This window comes from Embleya sp. NPDC127516, from assembly GCF_044765325.1.
Taxonomy (GTDB): domain Bacteria; phylum Actinomycetota; class Actinomycetes; order Streptomycetales; family Streptomycetaceae; genus Embleya.
Map to the genome: position 1 here is coordinate 46,261 of NZ_JBIWJT010000011.1, position 18,513 is coordinate 64,773.

At 70.7% G+C, this 18,513-nt stretch carries 18 protein-coding genes and 1 other RNA gene; 16 read left to right on the forward strand and 3 right to left on the reverse strand.

Going from position 1 to position 18,513, the window contains the following annotated elements:
* Positions 1-12 precede the first annotated feature (12 nt).
* Positions 13-1,125 (forward strand): peptide chain release factor 2, encoded by a 1,113-nt coding sequence (prfB, locus tag ACIRL2_RS22005; RefSeq protein ID WP_395863397.1) that lies wholly within the window; start codon positions 13-15, stop codon positions 1,123-1,125.
* A gap of 346 nt (positions 1,126-1,471) precedes the next feature.
* A complete protein-coding gene (locus ACIRL2_RS22010) occupies positions 1,472-2,428 on the forward strand; it encodes a hypothetical protein (protein ID WP_402234105.1) in 957 nt (318 codons plus the stop codon).
* 380 nt (positions 2,429-2,808) lie between these two features.
* On the opposite strand, the gene ACIRL2_RS22015 is transcribed toward ACIRL2_RS22010, so the two are convergent.
* Positions 2,809-2,997 (reverse strand): hypothetical protein, encoded by a 189-nt coding sequence (locus ACIRL2_RS22015; RefSeq protein ID WP_402234107.1) that lies wholly within the window; start codon positions 2,995-2,997, stop codon positions 2,809-2,811.
* Positions 2,998-3,233: 236 nt separating this feature from the next.
* Between ACIRL2_RS22015 and ftsE the strand changes: the two genes are divergently transcribed.
* The 5 genes from ftsE (at position 3,234) to ssrA (ending at position 7,386) form a co-directional block, all read left to right on the forward strand.
* A complete protein-coding gene (ftsE, locus tag ACIRL2_RS22020; protein ID WP_020553326.1) occupies positions 3,234-3,923 on the forward strand; it encodes a cell division ATP-binding protein FtsE in 690 nt (229 codons plus the stop codon).
* Positions 3,924-3,979: 56 nt separating this feature from the next.
* Complete coding sequence (gene ftsX, locus ACIRL2_RS22025) at positions 3,980-4,885, forward strand: permease-like cell division protein FtsX (protein ID WP_395863391.1); 906 nt, start codon at positions 3,980-3,982, stop codon at positions 4,883-4,885.
* A 163-nt stretch (positions 4,886-5,048) separates the two neighbouring features.
* Positions 5,049-6,302: a peptidoglycan DD-metalloendopeptidase family protein gene (locus tag ACIRL2_RS22030; RefSeq protein ID WP_402234109.1), complete on the forward strand. Its 1,254-nt coding sequence runs from the start codon at positions 5,049-5,051 to the stop codon at positions 6,300-6,302.
* Between the two features lie 94 nt (positions 6,303-6,396).
* Complete coding sequence (smpB, locus tag ACIRL2_RS22035; RefSeq protein ID WP_395863485.1) at positions 6,397-6,876, forward strand: SsrA-binding protein SmpB; 480 nt, start codon at positions 6,397-6,399, stop codon at positions 6,874-6,876.
* A gap of 140 nt (positions 6,877-7,016) precedes the next feature.
* Positions 7,017-7,386: a transfer-messenger RNA gene (ssrA, locus tag ACIRL2_RS22040) on the forward strand.
* A 51-nt stretch (positions 7,387-7,437) separates the two neighbouring features.
* On the opposite strand, the gene ACIRL2_RS22045 is transcribed toward ssrA, so the two are convergent.
* A complete protein-coding gene (locus ACIRL2_RS22045) occupies positions 7,438-8,052 on the reverse strand; it encodes a TetR/AcrR family transcriptional regulator (RefSeq protein WP_395863387.1) in 615 nt (204 codons plus the stop codon).
* A 124-nt stretch (positions 8,053-8,176) separates the two neighbouring features.
* Here ACIRL2_RS22045 and ACIRL2_RS22050 point away from each other — a divergent pair, with 124 nt between their 5' ends.
* The 3 genes from ACIRL2_RS22050 to ACIRL2_RS22060 all read left to right on the forward strand — a co-directional run bounded on the left by ACIRL2_RS22050 (position 8,177) and on the right by ACIRL2_RS22060 (position 11,598).
* Positions 8,177-9,235, forward strand: a complete 1,059-nt coding sequence (locus ACIRL2_RS22050) for an ABC transporter permease (RefSeq protein WP_402234110.1) — start codon at positions 8,177-8,179, stop codon at positions 9,233-9,235.
* 439 nt (positions 9,236-9,674) lie between these two features.
* Positions 9,675-11,081, forward strand: coding sequence for an NAD-dependent malic enzyme (locus ACIRL2_RS22055; protein ID WP_395863383.1), 1,407 nt, complete (start codon positions 9,675-9,677; stop codon positions 11,079-11,081).
* Positions 11,082-11,316: 235 nt separating this feature from the next.
* A complete protein-coding gene (locus tag ACIRL2_RS22060) occupies positions 11,317-11,598 on the forward strand; it encodes an HU family DNA-binding protein (RefSeq protein ID WP_355539945.1) in 282 nt (93 codons plus the stop codon).
* A 158-nt stretch (positions 11,599-11,756) separates the two neighbouring features.
* Here the strand turns inward: ACIRL2_RS22060 and murA are convergent, their stop codons facing one another.
* Positions 11,757-13,100 carry a UDP-N-acetylglucosamine 1-carboxyvinyltransferase gene (gene murA / locus ACIRL2_RS22065; RefSeq protein WP_395863382.1) on the reverse strand — a complete coding sequence of 448 codons (1,344 nt, stop codon included), beginning with the start codon at positions 13,098-13,100 and terminating at the stop codon, positions 11,757-11,759.
* A 152-nt stretch (positions 13,101-13,252) separates the two neighbouring features.
* Between murA and ACIRL2_RS22070 the strand changes: the two genes are divergently transcribed.
* The 6 genes from ACIRL2_RS22070 to ACIRL2_RS22095 all read left to right on the forward strand — a co-directional run bounded on the left by ACIRL2_RS22070 (position 13,253) and on the right by ACIRL2_RS22095 (position 18,478).
* Complete coding sequence (locus ACIRL2_RS22070; RefSeq protein WP_402234112.1) at positions 13,253-13,627, forward strand: hypothetical protein; 375 nt, start codon at positions 13,253-13,255, stop codon at positions 13,625-13,627.
* Positions 13,628-13,631: 4 nt separating this feature from the next.
* Positions 13,632-14,189 (forward strand): YqgE/AlgH family protein, encoded by a 558-nt coding sequence (locus tag ACIRL2_RS22075; protein WP_395863378.1) that lies wholly within the window; start codon positions 13,632-13,634, stop codon positions 14,187-14,189.
* 97 nt (positions 14,190-14,286) lie between these two features.
* Positions 14,287-14,601: a DUF3039 domain-containing protein gene (locus ACIRL2_RS22080; RefSeq protein WP_395863376.1), complete on the forward strand. Its 315-nt coding sequence runs from the start codon at positions 14,287-14,289 to the stop codon at positions 14,599-14,601.
* Between the two features lie 275 nt (positions 14,602-14,876).
* Positions 14,877-15,710 carry an FAD binding domain-containing protein gene (locus ACIRL2_RS22085; RefSeq protein ID WP_395863483.1) on the forward strand — a complete coding sequence of 278 codons (834 nt, stop codon included), beginning with the start codon at positions 14,877-14,879 and terminating at the stop codon, positions 15,708-15,710.
* Positions 15,707-16,276, forward strand: coding sequence for a (2Fe-2S)-binding protein (locus ACIRL2_RS22090; protein ID WP_402234114.1), 570 nt, complete (start codon positions 15,707-15,709; stop codon positions 16,274-16,276). The genes ACIRL2_RS22085 and ACIRL2_RS22090 overlap by 4 nt, the downstream gene beginning before the upstream one ends.
* Positions 16,277-16,306: 30 nt before the next feature.
* On the forward strand, positions 16,307-18,478 hold the full coding sequence (locus ACIRL2_RS22095; RefSeq protein WP_395863372.1) for a xanthine dehydrogenase family protein molybdopterin-binding subunit: 2,172 nt from the start codon (positions 16,307-16,309) through the stop codon (positions 18,476-18,478).
* Positions 18,479-18,513: the final 35 nt, after the last annotated feature.

Sequence of the window (18,513 nt, forward strand, 5' to 3'; positions counted from 1 at the left end):
TAGGATGGTGGCGTGGCTGCCGTTGATCCTTCCGAAGAGCTCAAGTCCGTCGAGTCGACCATGACGTCGATCGAGGCCGTCCTCGACCTCGACAAGATGCGGGCCGATGTGGCCGCGCTCAACGAAAAGGCGGCGGCGCCGGATCTTTGGGACGACCCCGAAGCCGCCCAGAAGGTGACCAGCCGGCTCTCCTTCCTGCAGGGTGAGCTGCGCCGCGTCGAGGACCTGCGCCGGCGTCTGGACGACGTCAACGTCCTGTTCGAGCTCGCCGAGGCCGAGGACGACGCGGACACCCGCACCGAGGCCGAGAACGAGCTCGCGGCGGTGCACAAGGCGGTCGGCGAACTGGAAGTGCGCACGCTGCTCTCCGGCGAGTACGACTCGCGCGAGGCGCTGGTGACCATCCGATCCGAGGCCGGTGGCGTGGACGCCGCCGACTTCGCCGAGATGCTCCTGCGGATGTACACCCGCTGGGCCGAGCGGCACGGCTACCCGACCGAGGTCTACGACACCTCCTACGCCGAGGAGGCCGGCATCAAGTCGGCCACCTTCGCGGTCAAGGTGCCGTACGCCTACGGCACGCTGTCCGTCGAGCAGGGCACGCATCGCCTGGTGCGGATCTCGCCGTTCGACAACCAGGGCCGCCGACAGACCTCGTTCGCGGGCGTCGAGGTGCTGCCGGTCGTCGAGCAGAGCGACCGCGTCGACATCGACGAGTCCGAGCTGCGGGTGGACGTCTACCGCTCGTCCGGTCCCGGTGGCCAGGGCGTCAACACCACCGACTCGGCGGTGCGCATCACGCACATCCCGACCGGCATCGTGGTGTCCTGCCAGAACGAGCGCTCCCAGATCCAGAACCGCGCCTCCGCGATGGCGGTGCTCTCGGCCAAGCTGCTCGAGCGCCAGCGCCAGGAGGAGCAGGCCCGGATGAACGCGCTCAAGGGCGAGGGCTCGTCCTGGGGCAACCAGATGCGTTCGTACGTCCTGCACCCGTACCAGATGGTCAAGGACCTGCGCACCGAATTCGAGGTGGGCAACCCGCAGTCGGTGCTCGATGGCGAAATCGACGGCTTCATCGAGGCCGGAATCCGCTGGCGCAAGCAACAGCAGACCGCCGCCGCGTAGTCGCCGCGAACGGCGGGGTCCGCCGAGCGAAAAGCCGGTTCATACCCGATTCCCGAGCACGAAGACCCCCACGTATTCGCGGGGGTCTTCGTGTTGTGACGCGTTGCGCTTTCGTGCCGATTTTCGCGGCGAATCGGAATTAACCCCGCAACCCTCTCCGAACGCCCTTGACGCGGCATCCGCCCGGTTACCAGTCTGAACGGCGGCATTGCCGCGACGCATCCGATCGGAGTCCGAGTGCCATCCACGGATGGCACGGGCGCGCGTCGAAGTGATGCCCAACGGCGTTTGGGACCCCACCCGCGCCGGCGCGGATACGGGGATCCCACCAACTGGGGGTTAATTGATGACAACCAAAATGCGCGTCCGGACGGCTCGGATAGCCGCCGCCGCGCTGTTCGCGGCGGGCGCGTCCTTCGCGGTCGCGGGCGTCGCGAGCGCGGCGGACCCGGGTCCGGACGACGGGTGCGAGCAGACGCACACGTGCCCGCCCGGCGAGACCTCCGGCAGCACGACCGGTACGACCACGGGCACCACCACGGGTACGACCACCGGTGGCACCGTCGTCGGCGCAACCACCGGCGGCACGATCGTGGGCGCCACGACCGGCAACACGTCGGGGTCGACCACCGGCACGACCACGTCGGGTTCGACCACGGGTACGACCACGTCGGGTTCGACCACGGGTGAGACCACGTCGGGCTCGACCACCGGTACGACCACGTCGGGTTCGACCACGGGTGAGACCACGTCGGGCTCGACCACGGGCACCACCACCTCGGGTTCGACCACGGGCACGACCACGTCCGGTTCGACCACCGGTACGACGACGTCGGGTTCGACCACCGGCACTACCAGCTCGGGCAGCTCGAGCGGTACGTCCTCCGGCTCGCAGGGCACTTCGGCCGGATCCACGGGGACCTCGTCCTCGGGCTCCACGAAGGGCAACTCGGGCGGTTCCGGGACCACCACGAAGGGCAACTCGGGCGGCAGCACCGGTGGCGGCAACACGTGTGACGCCACGCACGCCACCGGCGGGCTCGACCTGAACTGCGGCGGCGACGGGAACACCCGGACGAGCAGCGGCAACGGCGACCAGCAGAACGCCCCCGTTCGCGACTTCGGCGGAGGCGACACCGCTCCGGCGGCGCAGCAGCCCGCGAACAAGGAACTGGCCTCGACCGGCTCCGGCGCCAACATGGCGTTCCTGGTCGTCGGCGGCGCCGCGATGGCGGCCGGTGGCTTCACCTTCACCGTGCTGCCGGCGCGGCTCAAGCGCCGTCAGCAGGCCTCCGCGGCCTGAGTCGAAGACTTGTGCCCCGGCGCGGCGGTGCCGGGGCACTGAATCCGCCGTCCAGCCGTTCCGGGCCGGGCGCACCGCGTCATCGCGAGTGCGTCTGTGAAACGGTCGGCTCGGAATCACGGACGGTGGGCGGCACCGCGGTACGACGCCGGGCCCTGTGCCCGGCCTCGACAACGGGGCGCCCGCTCGGTTCGGTCCGCGTCGGACAGCTGCCGACAATGCCCGATCCGGGTTCCGGAAGCCGCGGAATGCCGCTGTACGACGCGAAGGCCCTGGGGGCACCCAGGGCCTTCGTGTCGTTTCGCAGTTGTTCGGGGATGGTGGGGGTCCTGCTCGGGCGAGCGGGGCCGCATCCGGCCCGGCGACTCGTGCTCCGCGGCTCAGCCGCCCACGCGGGCCAGCAGCAGCGCGCACACCAGGACCAGCAGTGCGAGTGCCGCGAGCATCGCGGGTTGGAGATTGAGTCCACCGGAACGCTGGAGCCGTTCACGACTGGCCCGGCACGTCGGGCAGCGACCCTCCGCGACCAGGCCGGCACAGTTCGCGCACACCAGGCGGTCCAAGGTCATCTCGACGCCTCCGCCTCGATTGCTCCGCTATCACGCATCGACACGCATAACGCTCACGACGCGGTGGGAAGTTCCCGTCCCCTTCCACTGTGCCGCTTACACTCACGGAATGGCCATGCCCGACGACCACTCCGTTCGAGCCTGGGCGCCCGGCTCGCGACGGCGTGGTCCCTTGGCCACACCTGTGCCCCCGGCCGGATGCCCTGCCCCCTACACTGGCGCACCGTGATGCAACCGTGATCCGATTCGACAACGTCAGCAAGACCTACCCGAAGCAGCCGCGCCCCGCGTTGCACGACGTCTCCCTCGAAGTGGAGAAGGGTGAGTTCGTCTTCCTCGTCGGGTCCTCGGGCTCGGGTAAGTCCACCTTTCTGCGGCTGGTCCTCAAAGAGGAGCGGCCGTCCCTAGGCAACATCTTCGTGGCGGGCAAGGACCTCGGCCGGTTGTCCAACTGGAAGGTGCCGGCGCTTCGCCGCCAGGTGGGCACCGTCTTCCAGGACTTCCGCCTGCTGCCCAACAAGACGGTTTATCAGAACGTCGCGTTCGCGCTCGAGGTGATCGGCAAGCCCCGAGGCACGATCCGCAAGGTGGTACCGGAGGTGCTGGACCTGGTGGGGCTGGGCGGCAAGGAAGACCGCATGCCCGGCGAACTGTCCGGTGGTGAGCAGCAGCGTGTGGCGATCGCCCGTGCCTTCGTGAACCGGCCGATGATCCTCATCGCCGACGAGCCGACCGGCAACCTCGACCCGCAGAACAGCGTCGGCATCATGAAGCTGCTCGACCGGATCAACCGGACCGGCACCACGATCCTGATGGCCACACACGACCAGGCGATCGTGGACCAGATGCGCAAGCGCGTGATCGAGCTGGAGCAGGGCCGCCTGGTCCGCGACCAGTCTCGCGGCGTGTACGGCTACCAGCACTGATCCACCGGACCACCACGGCGCGGCAGTCCGGCCGCGCCCCTAGCGACTAGGACATCATGCGCGCCCAGTTCGTCCTCTCGGAGATCGGAGTCGGTCTCCGCCGGAACCTGACCATGACGATCGCGGTGATCGTCAGTGTCGCGCTGTCCCTCACGCTGGCCGGAGCGGGTGCGCTGCTGCGGGTTCAGGTGAACGAGATGAAGGACTACTGGTACGACCGGGTCGAGGTCTCGATCTTCCTGTGCGGCAAGAGCGACCACGACGCCGGATGTGCGGGCGGCGAGGTCTCCAACGAGCAACGCGATGCGATCAAGGCCGAGCTCAGCCGAATGCCGCTCGTGGAGAAGACCTACCAGGAGTCCAAGCAGGAGGCGTTCCAGCACTTCAAGGAGCAGAACAAGGAATCCCCGCTCTCCGGCAGCGTCACCGCCGACCAGTTGCCGGAATCCTTCCGGGTCAAGCTCAAGGACCCGACCAAGTACAACGTCGTGGCGAGCGCGTTCGCCGGCAGACCGGGCGTGCAGTCCGTCCAGGACCAGCGCAAGATCCTGGAGCCGTTCTTCAAGCTGCTGAAGAACGCGCAGTACGCGGCCTACGGCGTGATGGGATTCATGCTCCTGGTGGCGATCCTGCTGATCGTCAACACGGCGCGGGTGTCCGCGTTCAGCCGGCGGCGGGAGACCGGCATCATGCGGCTCGTCGGCGCGTCGAATCTGTACATCCAATTGCCGTTCATCATGGAATCCGCCATCGCCGGCCTGCTGGGCGGTGTGCTGGCCTCCGGCCTGTTGAGCACCGGGTTCTTCTTCGGCGTCGAGAAGGGCCTGGGTCAGCAGTTCAACGCATTCGAGTTGATCGGCTGGGGACCGGTGCTGGCGACCCTGCCGCTCTTGATCCTCTTCGGGGTGCTGATGTCGGCGATCGCGTCGTTCTTCACGCTCCTGAAGTACCTCAAGGTCTGACCCGGGATCCGTTCGCGGAACTCGACCCGACGGCCCCGACGGCCCTGTTCCGCCACCGCGGAACGGGGCTGTCGAACGTTTGTACGCAGCCGGATGGGTTCGTATTACTTCCATACCGGTGTGGGTCGTGGCAATTTCTGGCAATTACGCGTTTCTTGTGATCATGCGCAGAATTCGGACCAGGCGACTCGGCTTCTCCGCGCTCGTGGTGATCACGGCCGCGGTCGGTTTTGTGCCCGCGTACGCCGACGGCGACGGCGGTGACGCGCGGGCCCGTCGGCAGCGCGCCGACGCCGCGGCCCGGGGCATGCGGGCCGACCTGGACGCGTCACTGGCCCGCCTGGCGACCGCGGAGACCGCGTACGCCGAGGCCGAGGCGGCCGGGCCGGGCGCCCGAGCCGCCCTCGAGGCGGCCCGGGCGCGCGTGGCCGAGGCGCGAACCCGGACGGTCGACCTGAGCCACGGCGTGGAGCTGGCGGAGGCCGCGGTGCGCACGGCGGAGGCCGAGCTGCACGACGTGGCGGCCTCGACCCAGGCGGTGCGCGACGACGTGACCCGGCTGGTGGGCCGGGCGTACCGCAACGGCGCGATGGCGCAGTTGTCGATGATCCTGCGCGCGCAGACCCCGGCGGAGCTGCTCAGCAGCCTCCAGAGCTATCGGCAGATGCTTCAGGCGGACCACGAGACGATCGCCCGGCTGGAGCGCACCCGGGACGCGATCGACGCCCGCCGGGCCGAGCTGGAGCGGCGTCGCGCGGAGGCCCGGGTGCGGCACACCGAGGCCACTCGGCAACTCGCCGAGGTGGTCGCCCTGGAGAAGACCGCGACCGACGCGGAGGCGAAGGTGGCCGCGCTGGCGAAGCAGCGCGAGGCCGCGCTGGCGACCGCGCGCGAGGAGAAGGCGGCCGACCAGCAGCGCTACGAGGCGACCCGGTCCGAGCAGAAGCGGTTGACGGAGCTGGCGAACCGGAGCAACGCGCCGGCGGGCGCGGCGGGCAGAGCGTCCTCGTCCGCGAAGCAGGGCGGTGCGCTCTCCTATCCGGTGCGCGGGCCGGTCAGCTCGGGCTTCGGGATGCGCTACCACCCGATCCTGGAGTACACGAAGCTGCACACCGGCACCGACTTCGCGGTCCCGCAGGACACCTCGGTGACCGCCGCCCGCGCGGGCACGGTGGTGCAGACCGGCTACAACGCGGCGTACGGCTACCGCGTGGTGCTCTCGCACGGGCGGGTCGGCGGGGTCGCGCTGACCACGACGTACAACCACCTGTCCCGGATCACCGTGCGCGAGGGGCAGCGGGTGGCCCGCGGCGACCAGGTCGGCCGGTCCGGCAACACCGGCTGGTCCACCGGCGCGCACCTGCATTTCGAGGTGCTCGTGGATGGCGAGTTCGTCGACCCCGCGCTGTGGTTGTGACAGCGGACCCGGGGGCCGCGACGGAATCGGATCGGAAAGGCCGGCCACCCGGGCGGGTAATGAGCTTGCGGCCATGCGCGAGAATGCAGGGATCATGGCGAAAGAGACCGGGCGCAAGCTCATCGCGCAGAACAAGAAGGCGCGGCACGACTACCTCATCGAGGACACCCTCGAAGTCGGCCTCGTCCTGACCGGCACCGAGGTCAAGTCGTTGCGAGCCGGCAAGGCGTCCCTGGTGGACGGCTACGCGAGCATCGACGGCGGCGAGGTGTGGCTGCACAACGTGCACATCTCGGAGTACTCGCAGGGCACGTGGACGAACCACGCGGCGCGGCGCAAGCGCAAGCTGCTGCTGCACCGCCACGAGATCGAGAAACTGGTCCAGGCGACCCAGGAAACCGGTCACACCCTCGTGCCGCTGAGCCTGTACTTCAAGGACGGTCGGGCCAAACTCGAACTGGCGCTGGCCAAGGGCAAGAAGAACTACGACAAACGACAGACCCTGCGCGAACAGCAGGACCGGCGCGAGACGGAGCGCGTGATGTCGAAGTACGTGCGTGGCCGTCGAGGATGACCCGCCGGGAATGAAGTGGACCGGTCCGACGTTGGACCGTACGATGTGGCTGGTTCGGGCCGAGCAAGTGTGGCGGTTCGGGCCGTCGAGCAGGGCACCAGGGTTCCTCGGAGCCTCGGTGGTTGCTTGAAAACTCAATAGGGGGTGATCGGTTTCGACTGCGGCTGTCGAAGCAGAGGAAGCGAGCCGAGGAAGCGACAATGATCTCGTTAACCACCTGTCGCAAACAAATAATCGCCGATACCAAGCGCGATTCCTTCGCCCTCGCTGCCTAAGCGAGTATCCGAAGGTGTCAGACCGGGTGCGTCCCCGCCCCGGACCCTGGCATAATCTAGGGGACTCCACCGCAAGACCCGGTTACGGGGTCGTGCGGGACAATAAACAGTAACTGGGCCCGTCGGTGTCTTGTCCACGTGAACACCGGGGCCGAGAAAATCGTTGTGGACTGCGCTCGGAGAAGCTCTGGTTCCGCACCGTAGGACGCGGGTTCAATTCCCGCCACCTCCACCCCTGTTGACGAGAAGGCCCGGTGTGCTCGCACACCGGGCCTTCTCGCGTGTGTCACATGTCGTCGCGCGCGCCGAGCAGCGCGCGGATGCCCGCCTTGAAGTCGGCCTCCGAGGTGTGGCCCAACACCGTGCGCTGGATCGTGAAGCCCTGGAGCAGTGCCATCACGGCCAGTGCGACGACCTTGGGATCCACGGTCGGGGGCAGTGCGCCGGCGTCGAGGTAGAGCGCGCAGACCGCGACGAGGCGATCGAGTACGGCGTCGTACTCGGTCCGCACGTGCGTCCTCAGTCGCGGGTCGCGGATGGCCTCGCCCCAGACCTGGATCGCCACTCGGCCGATGCCCTCCTGGCCGTCGAGTTCGACGACGGCGTCGACGAGCCGATCCAGAGTCGCCGCGAGCGGGGGCGGTCCGACGTCCCCTTGCGCCAGCGTGTGCGGGTCCGGTAGCGCCGCGGCCACCGCCTGTAGCGCGTCGGTGCAGCAGGCGGCGATCAGTTCGTCCTTGCCCTTGAAGTAGCGATAGACCGCGCCCGCGGACAGCCCGGCCTCGGCGAAGACGTCGGGCATCGACGTGCGGTGGAAACCGTTGCGCGCGAAGCAGCGCCGCGCGGCCTCCAGGATCTGGCGGTGGCGGGCGTCGAGGTGTTCCTGGCTGACCTTGGGCATGGCTCGATAATAAAACGAACATTCGTCTTGACAGTACGCCGGCGCGCGCCCAGGATCGGATTCATCGATCGATGAATTGCCCGGATCCCGAACGGGATCGTGTGCGAGGGAGCGTGGAGTCGCCATGCCGTACAACGCCTCGGAGGAGCGGACTCCGGGAACGGCCGAAGAGATGGCGCCCGCGGGGTCGGGGTCGGGCCCCGAGACGGCGCCGCGGAGCGCGCGACCGACGTCGCCGGTGCGGATCGCGGCCGCGGTCGCGGTGGGGCTCGTGGTTCTGCAACTGCTGATGGTGACGCTCTTCGCGTGGCCGGGCGCCCGCAGCGAGCCGCGGGACCTGCCGATCGCCGTGGCGGGCGCGCCGGCCGAGGCGAGCGCGCTGGCCGATCGCCTCGAACGCGCGCATCCGGGCGCGTTCACGGTGCACGCCGTGGCCGACGAGGCGGCGGCGCGGGCCCGGATCGAGGATCGCCGGGACTACGGCGCGATCGTGCTCGGCCCGGCCGGACCGCGCCTGCTGACCGCCTCCGCCGCGAGCGCCACGGTGGCGCAGTCGCTGCCGCGATACGTGGCCGCGGTGCACGAGGGCCGGCCGGTACCCGTGGTCGACGTCGTACCGGCTCCCGCGGACGATCCGCGCGGCGCGGGCCTGGGCGGCGCGGTGCTGCCACTCGTGATGACCGGGATGTTCAGCGGGATCTTCCTGACCCTGTTCGTGCCCCGACTGCGGCTGCGACTCGCGGGAGCGGCGCTGTTCGCCGCGCTGGGCGGGCTCGCGGCCACGGGATTGCTCCAGGGGTGGGTCGGTGCGCTGTCGGGCCCCTACGCGGTCGACGCCGGTGCCGTGGCGCTGCTGCTGCTCGCGGTCAACCTGCCGATCATCGGCCTGGCCGCGGTGCTGGGCAGGCCGGGCATCGTGCTCGGCGCGGTCACCATGTTCCTGATCGGCAATCCGCTGTCGGGCGCGACGAGCGCACCGGAACTGCTCCCCCAGCCGTGGGGCAAGCTCGGCCGACTGCTGCCGCCCGGCGCGGGCGGCAACCTGCTGCGCTCGACCGCCTTCTTCGACGGCAACGGCGCCGGCGGGCACCTCGTGGTGCTCGGCGCGTGGATCGCCCTGGGCGCCGTGCTCTCGGCCGCGAGCGGCCTCGGCCTCGGCCTCGGGCGAACGCGCGCGGCATGAGCGTCACCGCGGCCGACTCGCCGACGAGCGCCGGACCGCGGCCGGTGAGCGGCGCGAGGCGCGTCGGGCGTCGTGGGGGTGTCGGCGGGACGAGGCCGCGCATACGAAACCGGCGGCCCCTGGGGGACCGCCGGTGTGATGTCGAGGACACCGACCCGCCAATGCTCGCCTCTCGGCAAGTGGTCCCTCGTAGGGACTAATGGTTGGGCCCGGGGGCTTGGATCGAGCCGGTGTCGTAAAACAGCGTAACCGACCGGCCGCCCGGCGCCGGAATGAACGGCGAAGGACGAGGATCACAGTTTGCGGTGGCGCCCGGCCCGGGTAAGGCGGGCGCCCGGGACGGCCCGCGGACCCGCTCGTGTCCACGAAGTGAGACCATCGGGAGCGATGCGGCGCCGTGGCAGACGGGGTGCCGCAGCGATCGGAGGAGAAAGAGTTCATGCCCGCAGCGCCCAGCGCCTCGTACTCGATCACGGCTCGACTGGAGGTCCCCGCGGGGGGCCGATCGGTCAGTCGACTCACCAACACGGTCGAATCCGCCGGGGGGTCGATCACCGCGCTCGACGTCACCGCGTCCGGCCACGAGCGCCTGCGGATCGACGTCACGATCGCCGCGACCTCGACGGAGCACGCCGACCGGCTCGTGGAGGCGGTCCGGGAGATCGAGGGCGTCAGCCTCGGCAAGGTCTCGGACCGAACCTTCCTGATGCACCTCGGCGGCAAGATCGAGATGCAGTCCAAGCATCCGATCCGCAACCGTGACGACCTCTCGATGATCTACACCCCGGGCGTGGCGCGGGTGTGCATGGCGATCGCGGAGAATCCGGACGACGCGCGCCGGCTGACCATCAAGCGCAACACCGTCGCCGTGGTCACCGACGGCTCCGCGGTGCTCGGCCTGGGCAACATCGGCCCCAAGGCCGCGCTGCCGGTGATGGAGGGCAAGGCGGCCCTGTTCAAGCGCTTCGCCGGGATCGACGCGTGGCCGATCTGCCTGGACACCCAGGACCCGGACGAGATCGTGCGGGCCGTCCAGGTGATGGCCCCGGGCTTCGCCGGGATCAACCTGGAGGACATCTCCGCGCCGCGCTGCTTCGAGATCGAGCGCCGGCTGCGCGAGACGCTGGACATTCCGGTCTTCCACGACGACCAGCACGGCACCGCGATCGTGGTGCTCGCCGCGCTCACCAACGCGCTGCGGGTGGTCGGCAAGAAGATCGAGGATGTGCGCATTGTCATGTCCGGCGCGGGCGCGGCGGGCACGGCGATCCTCAAGCTGCTCCTGTCCGCGGGCGCCGGCCACGTGGTGGTCGCGGACGTCCAAGGCGTCGTGCACACCGGTCGCACCGACATGGGCGAGGACCTGCGCTGGATCGCGGAGCACACCAACGAGCAGGGCCTCACCGGCACGCTCAAGGAGGCCGTGGTCGGCGCGGACGTCTTCGTCGGGGTGTCGGCGCCGAACGTACTCGCAGGCACCGACATCGCCGCGATGGCGCCGGACTCGATCGTGTTCGCGCTGGCCAACCCGGATCCCGAGGTGGATCCGGCGACGGCCCTGGAGCACGCCGCGGTGGTCGCCACCGGCCGCAGCGACTTCCCCAACCAGATCAACAACGTGCTGGTCTTTCCGGGTGTCTTCCGCGGTCTGGTGGACGCGCAGAGCCGGCACATCACCAACGACATGCTGCTCGCCGCCGCGCGGGCGCTGGCGTCGGTGGTCTCCGACGACGAAGTCAACCCGAACTACATCATTCCGAGTGTTTTCCACCCGGAGGTGTCCGCCGTGGTGGCCGCGGCGGTGCGGGACGCGGTGTTGGCGGAGCGTCAGAACCCTGCGGGATGATCGTCGTACTGTCCGTACGTATCCCGGTTGCAGGGGCCCCCTAACGGCCCCGTAATCTGCCGGAACCGCGAAATCACGGGGCTTTCCCAGTGATTTGGCGTGTCCTTGATTAGCTTCCGGGCATGGATGAGTGCAGGATTCGTCCCCGGGGCAAGAACAGCGAGTTGGACTGAACCACGTTTGCGACCACGTTCCGTGGTCGTCGGCGGAGGTCAGCAAGACACGGGAGTGACACATGAACCGCAGTGAGCTGGTGGCCGCCCTCGCGGAGCGCGCCGACGTGACCCGCAAGGACGCGGATGCCGTACTGAGCGCGCTCGCCGACGTCGTCGGCGAGATCGTCGCCAAGGGTGACGAGAAGGTCTCCATCCCGGGCTTCCTCACCTTCGAGCGCACCCACCGCGCCGCCCGCACCGCGCGGAACCCGCAGACCGGCGACCCGATCGACATCCCGGCCGGCTTCGGCGTCAAGGTTTCGGCGGGCTCGAAGCTCAAGGCCGCGGCCTCGGGCAAGTAAGTCCGTAGCGCCCCGGTAGAAAACCGGAAGGGCGGCTTCCCCTCGGGGAAGCCGCCCTTCCGGCGTCGTCGGGCCCACCGGGGCCGTTTGCGGGCCTCCTCGGGCCCCTGTGGCCCCGGGAAGAGGGCACTGGGGCCCGCGGAGGCCCGGGAAACGGCTTAGGCGACGCTCTCGGCGACCCTCATCGGCAGCTCCACGCGGGCGCCCAGGGCCTCGAGCTTGGCCTGGAAGTCCTCGTAGCCGCGCTCGATCAGATCGATGCCGGTGACCCGCGAGGTGCCCTCGGCGGCCAGCGCGGCGATCAGGTACGAGAAGCCCGCGCGCAGGTCCGGGATCTCCAGGTCGGTCGCGTGCAGCTTGGCCGGGCCGGAGATGACCGCGGAGTGCTGGAAGTTGCGCTGGCCGAACCGGCACGGCGTGCCGCCCAGGCACTCGCTGTAGAGCTGGATCGTGGCGCCCATCTGGTTGAGCGCGGAGGTGAAGCCCAGCCGCCGCTCGTAGACCGTCTCGTGCACGATGGACAGGCCGGTGGCCTGGGTCAGCGCGACCACCAGCGGTTGTTGCCAGTCGGTCTGGAAGCCCGGGTGCACGTCGGTCTCCAGCGCGATCGCGTTCAGCGGGCCGCCCGGGTGCCAGAAGCGGATGCCCTCGTCGTCGATCGAGAACGCGCCGCCGACCTGACGGAAGACGTTCAGGAAGGTCATCATGTCCAGTTGGCGGGCGCCGCGGACGTAGATGTCGCCGTGCGTGGCCAGCGCCGCGCAGCCCCAGGACGCGGCCTCCAGGCGGTCCGGCAGGGCGCGGTGGTCGTAACCGCCGAGCTTGGACACGCCGGTGATCCGGATCACCCGGTCGGTGGTCACCGAGATGATCGCGCCCATCTTCTGGAGCACGCAGATGAGGTCTATGATCTCCGGCTCCACCGCCGCGTTGGACAACTCGGTGGTGCCCTCCGCGCGCACCGCCGCGAGCAGCACCTGCTCGGTGGCGCCCACGCTCGGGAACGGCAGGCTCACCTTGGTGCCCTTGAGGCCGTTGGGCGCCTCGATGTAGAGACCCTCGGGACGCTTGGTGATCACCGCGCCGAACTCGCGCAGCACGCTCAGGTGGAAGTCGATCGGCCGGTCGCCGATCATGCAGCCGCCCAGGTCCGGGATGAACGCGCGGCCCAGTCGGTGCAGCAGCGGTCCGCAGAGCAGGATCGGGATCCGGCTCGAACCCGCGTGCGCGTCGATGTCCGCGACGTTGGCCTGCTCGACCTGGGTCGGGTCCATCAGCAACTCGCCCGGCTCGTCGCCCTCGCGCACCGCCACACCGTGCAGTTGCAGCAGGCCCTTGACGATGCGTACGTCGCTGATCTCCGGGACGTTGCGCAGTCGGCTCGGCGCCTCGCCGAGAAGCGCCGCCACCATCGCCTTCGGCACCAGGTTCTTGGCGCCCTTGACGCGAACCTCGCCCTCAAGCGGGGAACCGCCGTGAACCAAGAGCACGTCGTCTTGCATGAATCCTCGCACTTCTGTGGGTACCGAAGCCGACAGGGGAGATGGGCCGACAGCGCTACACGGTAGTCGGACACCCACCGCTCCCGTTGCCGGCTCGCGGCGCCGAAGGGCCCGGGACAAAGGGTCGTTCGGCCCGTGGACGAAGGGTTGGGATGGCCGCCAACAAGCTTGCGTACTGGGTGTTCGCGGGAGCGGTGCTGGTGAACCTGGTACTCCTGTTCAATCCGGGCAGCCCGGGCGACCCGGCGCCGATAGTTCCGCATCGTGACAAGATCGTGCATTTTCTCTCGTTCGCCGCCATTGCCTGGACCGGTCGGCGTGTCGGAATCGGTCCGACCGTGCTGGGTGTGGCGCTCGCGGCACACGCGGTGGAGAGTGAATTGATCCAGCACTTCGTGCTCCCGCATCGCAGCGGCGACCCGTGGGACGTGGTCGCCGACCTGCTCGGTACCTCCTGCGCGCTGCTCCTGGCCGGGCGACTTCCTCGCCGGGTGGCGCACCACGACCCGGCGGTTGCGGGATCATGAGCGCATGACCGAGGTATCGCTCACCGGACGCCTGCTCGTGGCCACGCCCGCGCTGGCCGATCCCAACTTCGACCGGTGTGTGGTCTTCCTCCTGGAGCACGACGAGGACGGCACCCTGGGCGTGGTGATCAACCGCCCCAGCCCGGTGGACGTCAACGACGTGCTCGTGCCGTGGTCCAAGATCGTCAGCGAGCCGCCGGTGGTGTTCCAGGGCGGCCCGGTCGCGATGGACTCGGCGCTGGCCATCGCGTCGGTACCGGGCGGCGCGGAGCCGCTGGGCTGGCGCCGGGTGCACGGCGGGCTGGGTCTGGTCGACCTGGACGTGCCGCCGGAACTGGTCGCCGCCGACTTCGGCTCGATGCGGGTCTTCGCGGGCTACGCGGGCTGGGGACCGGGGCAGTTGGAGACCGAGCTCAAGTCGGGCGCGTGGTACGTGGTCGACTCCGAGCCCGGCGACGCGTTCTCGCCCACGCCGGATCGGCTGTGGCGGGCGGTACTGCGGCGGCAGGTGGGCGAGTTGGCGATGGTCGCCACGTACCCGGAGGATCCGACGCTGAACTGACCTCGGGCCGGCGCCCCGACCGACCTCGGGCGGGCGCCTCGCCGGCACGATCCAACGCGCCGTTCGGCGCCGCCGGTGTCTGGCTATCCTGGTGGGCATGACCACTCCCCAGAGCTTCCCGGAGCCGGAGCACGGGACGGGCACCGGCACGCTGATCGAGGAGACGCCGAAGCTCTCCCACGGCGACGGTGACCACGAGCGCTTCGCGCACTACGTCCAGCGCGACAAGATCATGGAAAGCGCGATGTCCGGGAGCCCGGTCATCGCTTTGTGCGGGAAGGTCTGGGTACCGGGTCGCGACCCGAAGAAGTACCCGGTCTGCCCGATGTGCAAGGAGATCTACGAGACGATGCCGGCCGGCGGGGCCGGTGGGGACAAGGACAAGAGCGGTGGCAAGAGCGGCGGCAAGTAGTCGCTGAGGGTGCGTTGACGGTTGCGGAGGCGTCGGTTGCTTTGGCCGGCGCCTCTTGCGTCGCGTCTTGGCCGGCTCGGGAGTGTTCACCCACTCGCCCACCCGTTTCGTTTTGGTTCGAGGCTGGGGTTTTACGGCTTCGGGGTGGGTCTGTGGGGGCCTGGTGGGCGTCCGGGCGGGGTGGGGTTTCGGGTTGGCTCAAATCTCGGTCCAAGCGGTCCATTCGCGGGGTGCGTGGCAATAGGGTGGGCGGCGCTGTGGACGCGACGATCTTGATGCCGCTGTCGCTCGACGAGGCCGTTGAGGCCCTCGCGCGCGATCCCCGGGCACTGCCGGTGGCCGGGGGGACCGACCTCATGCCCCGCGTCAACGCCGGAACGGTGCGACCGCCGGCCCTGGTGGGTCTGGCGAAGGTCGCCGACCTGCGGCGGTGGGGTTACGAGGACGGCTTCGCCATGCTCGGTGCCGGGCTCACCTGGGCCCGGCTCGCGGACGCCGACCTGGCCTCGCTCGTGCCCGCACTGGCCGCCGCCGCCAACGAGGTGGGCACCGCGCAGGTGCGCGCGATGGGCACTCTCGGCGGCAACATCCTCAGCCGCGGCGCGGCCGCCGACTCGCTGCCCGTACTCGCGGCCCTGGAGGCCACCGTGTCGTGCCGTTCGCCGGGCGGAGTGCGTGAGGTCGCCCCGCATCTGCTCGCGCCCAAGGAAGGTGCGATCGCCGAACAACTGCTGCGTCCGGGGGAGTTGATCACCGGCGTGCGGGTGCCGCTGCTGCGCGGCGTACAGGAGTTCGTCAAGGCGCCGGTGGGCGGCGGGCGATACCTGACCCTGGCCCTGGTGGCCGGCCCCGTGGTCGGCGACGTGCGCTGCGCGGTCGGCGGGGCGCACCCCGGCCCGGTTCGCGCGTTCGAGGCCGAACAGTGGTTGGCGGGGCGGATGGACGCGCACACGGGGCGGCTCCTGGACGCGCGCGACGCGGCCGACTTCGGCCGGTTGGTCGCGGACGAGGTCCGACCCGAGGCGGAACAGCGCGCCGCCCGGGCCCACCTGCGGCACGTGGTCGCGGTGTGCGCGCGACGCGCGGTACAACGGGCGTTCGGCGGATGAGCGGCCTCGGGTTCGACGCCGACGCGACCCCGACGACGTCGTACGTCCTGCGCGTCAACGGCGAGGCGCGGCTGATCGAGAACGCCTGGATCGGCGAAAACCTGCTGTACGTGCTGCGCGAGCGGCTGGGCCTGCCCGGTGCCAAGGACGGCTGCGGTCAGGGCGTGTGCGGGACCTGCACGGTGCACCTGGACGGAGTCGCGGTGTCCGCCTGTCTGATCGCGGCGGCCACCCTGGGCGACCGCGAGGTGCGCACCATCGAGGACCTGGACAACGACCCGGAGACCGTCGACGTGCAGCGCGCGCTGGTCGAGTCCGGCGCGGTCCAGTGCGGCTACTGCGTGCCGGGAGTGGTCGCGTCCGCGTGCGCGCTGCTGGCCCACGTGGCGGAGCCGGGCGAGGTGGAGATCCGGCGCGCGCTGGACGGACACCCGTGCCGATGCGCCGGACCGCATCCGATGGTGGACGCGGTTCGCGCGGCGGCGCGCAGGCGGGCGCCGCGGGAGACCCACACGACGATGATGTTCAACGTGATCGCGCCGCCGACGGCCGGCGGCAACGAGTGATCGGCGAGAACGAGTGATCGGCGTGAACCGGTGATCGGCGAGTCCGCACCGCGTCCGGACGGGGACGCCAAGGCACGGGGACGTTTCTCCTACACCGGCGACCTGTGGGCGCCGGGCCTGCTGTGGTGCGTGCTGGTGCGCTCGCCGCATCGACACGCGCGGATCCTGGGCGTGGACGCGGCCCCGGCCTACACCGTGCCGGGGGTGCGCGGTGTGGTCACCGCGGCGGACCTGCCGCCGGGCGCGTGCCACGGTGCGATCGTGGCGGACCGGCCGGTGCTCGCGGACGGCGTGGTGCGCTTCGCCGGCGAGGCGGTCGCGGCGGTGGCGGCCGAGACCCTCCAGGCGGCGCGGGCCGGCGCCGCGGCGGTGCTCGTGTCGTACCAGCCGCTGGAGATCGCCTCGGATCCCGAACACGCTTTCGCGGGGCCGCCGTTGCATCCCGACGGCAACGTGCTGCGGCACATCGCGCTGCGCCACGGCCGGCCGGTCAAGCTGCGCCGGGACGGCACGCCGGTGGAGGAGGTGGTGGTCGAGGGGCTGTACGAGGTGCCCGCGCAGTACCAGGCCAACCCGGCCACCGATGCCGCGCTCGCGCTGCCCTCGCCGGACGGCGGGGTCGAGCTGCACGTGGCCTCGCCGTACCCGCACGCGGACCGCGACCAGGTCGCCGAGTGCCTGGGGCTGCCCGCCGGCATGGTCCGGCTGATGCCCACCGGCGCGGGCGGCTCCTCCGGCACGCGCGAGGACATCGGGCTGACCGCGGTGGTCGGGCTGCTGGCGCTGCGCACCGGGCGGCCGGTCAAGGCGGTGCTCGATCGGGACGAGTCGTTGCGGGTCGGCGGGCATCGGCACGCGGCGCGGATGAAGTACACCCACCGGGCGGACCGGGACGGTCGGCTGCTCGCGGTGGAGGCGCAGATCATCCTGGACGGCGGCGCGTACGCGGGTGTCTCGCCGGAGGTGATCGGGCGGCTGATCGGGTGCGCCGCCGGGCCGTACATGGTGCCGTACGCGGTGGTCGACGCGTGGGCGGTGCGCACCAACAACCCGCCTGCGGGGGCGATGCGCGGGCCCGGCGCGGTGCAGGTGTGCTTCGCGCACGAGGCGCAGATGGACAAGCTCGCGGACGCGCTCGGGATGGACCCGGTGGAGCTGCGGCTGCGCAACGCGCTCAGCTCCGGAACGATGTTGACGACGGGTCAGGTGCTGGACGGGCCGGTTCCGGTGGGGGCCGCGCTGCGGGCGGTGGCCGAGGCGGCACCGCCGGCCGCGCCGCCGGCGCCCGGGACGTTGCGCGGGACCGGGTACGCGGTCGGGCTGATGCCGCTGCTCGGGATCGAGGGGGCCGACGAGTCCTCGACGGCGACCGTGCGGCTCGACGGCGGCGTGGTGACGGTGACCTGCGCGGCGGTCGAGGTCGGGCAGGGCTTCGTGACGCTGGTCCGGCAGATCGTGGACGAGGTGCTGGGCGTGCCGGACGCGATCGTGCTCCAGGCGGGCACCGCGTTGCCGACGGCGGGGGCGCCCGGGGTGGGGCGACACACGTGGCTGACGGCGGGGGCGGTGGAACAGGCCGCGCGGGAGATCCGCGAGCGGTTGTTGGCGCCGGTGGCGGCGCGGTACGGGATGACGGCGCGGTTGTTGGATGTGCGGGACGGGCGGATCAGGTCCTACGACGGCTTGATCGACCTGTCGGTGGACGTGATGTACCAGGACACCGCGACGGTGACCACGGCGGGCGCGTGCCGGGCGCCGAGCACCGAGCCGCTGGACGACGCGGGGCAGGGCAACGCGTATCCGGCGGTGGCCTTCTCGGCGTGTCGGGTGGTGGTCGACCTGGATCCGGAGCTGGGCACGATCCGGGTGGTGGACGTGACCGGGGCATACGACGCGGGGCGGGTGCTGGACCCCGCGCAGGCCCGGGTGCGGGTGGAGAGCTCGGTGGCGATGGGGGTCGGGCTCGCGCTGATGGAGGACATCGAGTCGGCGTGGACGCCGCCGGGGACCTGGGACGTGCCGCCGGTGCGGGTGGCCGCGTGGATCGAGGAGCCGCAGCCGGGCGCGCCGTTCGGCGCGAAGGGCCTGGGCGACGCGGCGATCGTGCCGGTCCCGGCGGCGGTCGCGGCGGCGGTCCGGGACGCGACCGGGTTGGAACTGCCGCGATTGCCGCTGCGGCCTCGGGATGTGGTGTTGGACTAGGGCGTGTGCGTTCCGCGGGCCGGCGGGCGGGCGTT